The sequence below is a fragment of the Kocuria sp. genome, assembly GCF_030536815.1.
Taxonomy (GTDB): Bacteria; Actinomycetota; Actinomycetes; order Actinomycetales; family Micrococcaceae; genus Kocuria; species Kocuria gwangalliensis.
The window spans coordinates 1-2,193 of the sequence record NZ_JAUNPE010000267.1; the positions used below are offsets into that span (position 1 = coordinate 1).

At 68.0% G+C, this 2,193-nt stretch carries 2 protein-coding genes; both read left to right on the top strand.

What is annotated here, in order from left to right; all coding sequences use genetic code 11:
* The coding region (locus tag Q4E95_RS13025) for an FAD binding domain-containing protein (protein ID WP_303383708.1) at positions 1-520 on the top strand (520 nt) is incomplete at its 5' end.
* Positions 517-2,193, top strand: a 1,677-nt coding sequence (locus Q4E95_RS13030) for a xanthine dehydrogenase molybdopterin binding subunit (RefSeq protein ID WP_303383709.1), incomplete at its 3' end; no start/stop codon positions are given. The genes Q4E95_RS13025 and Q4E95_RS13030, both read left to right, overlap by 4 nt.

Consider the following 2,193-nt stretch of genomic DNA (forward strand, 5'->3'; position numbering starts at 1 on the left):
CATCGGCGATTCCGCCCCGGTGCTCCTCGCGCTCGGCGCCTCCGTGGTGCTCGCCGCCAAGGGCGGGGAACGCGAGGTCCCGCTCGCCGAGTACTACACCGGCTACCGCGAAAGCGTGCGTCGCCCGAACGAAATCATCCGCGCCGTGCGCATCCCGCTGCCGCTCGCCCACCACGCCGCGTTCTACAAGATCGCCAAGCGCCGTTTCGATGACATCTCCAGCGTGGCCGTGGCCATCGCCATCCAGGTCGACGACGCCGCCGCAATCACCTCCGCGCGCATCGGCCTGGGCGGTGTGGCCGCCACCCCGATCCGTGCACGCGAGGTGGAGGAGGCCCTGATCGGTCAGCCGTGGACCCGGGAAACCGCGGTGAAGGCGGCCGCCCTGTTGGCCCGGCAGGGCACCCCGATCGACGACATGCGGGCCAGCGCCCGCTACCGCTCGGCCATGCTCGAACAATCCCTGCTCAAGTTCTGGGCGCAGCAACAGTCCGCCCGGGCTCAGGAGGTAACCCGATGAAATCCCTCGCAGAACGCCCCGAGAATCCGGTGGTCGGTGTGGCCGTGGCCCACGAGCACGGTGCCGAGCACGCCACGGGGGCAGCGCTCTACACCGATGACCTCATTGTCCGCCATCAGAACGTGCTCCACGCCTGGCCGCTGCAGGCCCCGCACGCCCACGCGCGGGTGATGTCCCTTGACGTTGCCCCCGCCCTCGAGGTGCCCGGCGTGGCCCGGGTTCTCACGGCTGAGGACGTGCCGGGCATCAACGACGCCGGCATCAAGGAGGACGAACCCCTGTTCCCCCGCGAAGTCATGTTCCACGGCCACGCCGTGTGCTGGGTCTTGGGTGAGAGCCTGGAAGCCGCGCGCCTCGGCGCGGAAGCAATCGACGTCGAGTACGAACCGCTACCGTCTCTGATCACGCTCACGGAAGCGATTGCGGCCGGCAGTTTCCAGGGCCGCCAACCCACGGTGAGCCGCGGCGACGTCGAAACCGGCCTGACCAACGGGACCCACCGCTTCAGTGGGGAGTTCGAGTTCGGCGGCCAGGAACACTTCTACCTGGAGACCCATGCGTCGTTTGCGTACGTGGACGAGGGCGGGCAGGTGTTCGTCCAGTGCAGCACTCAGCACCCGAGCGAGACGCAGGAAATCGTGGCGCACGTGCTGGGCTTGGACAACCATGACGTCACGGTGCAGTGCCTGCGCATGGGCGGTGGCTTTGGCGGCAAGGAAATGCAGCCGCATGGTTTTGCCGCGATCGCCGCGCTGGGTGCCACGCTCACCGGGCGGCCGGTCCGCTTACGGCTGACGCGCAATCAGGACATCACGATCACCGGCAAGCGTCACCCCTACCACGCGTCCTGGGAGGTCTCCTTCGACGAAGACGGTCGCCTCCAAGCGCTGCGCGCCACCGTGACCAGCGACGGCGGGTGGAGCCTGGATCTTTCGGAGCCGGTGATGCAGCGGACGCTGTGTCACATCGACAACGCCTACTGGATCCCGAACGTGGAGGTCCATGGTCGGGTTGCCAAGACGAACAAGACGTCGCAGACCGCCTTCCGCGGGTTCGGCGGGCCGCAGGGCATGTTGGTGATTGAGGAGATCCTGGGTCGTTACGCACCGTTGCTCGGCCTGGATCCCACGGAACTGCGTGCCCGCAACCTCTACGTGTCGGGCCAGAGCACGCCTTACGGGCAGCCGGTGCGGCACGCGGAGCGCTTGGCCGAGATCTGGGGGCAGGTGCACCAGCGCGCGGACGTGCGGGAGCGGCGCGCTGAGATCGAGGACTTCAACGCAACCCACCCCGATACCCGCCGCGCGCTCGCGGTGACTCCGGTGAAGTTCGGCATCTCGTTCAACCTCACCGCGTTCAACCAGGCCGGCGCGCTCGTGCACGTGTACCGGGACGGTTCCGTGCTCATCAATCACGGCGGCACCGAAATGGGGCAGGGGCTGCACACCAAAATGCGGCAGGTCGCGGCCACCGCGCTGGGCGTGCCACTGGAGACCGTGCGATTGGCGCCCACCCGCACGGACAAGGTGCCCAACACCTCCGCCACGGCGGCCAGTTCCGGCGCGGACCTCAATGGCGGTGCGGTCAAGAACGCGTGTGAGCAGATCCGCGACCGGCTGGCAGACGTGGCGGCGCGTAAGTTCAACATTCATCCCGACGACGTGCGGTTCGTC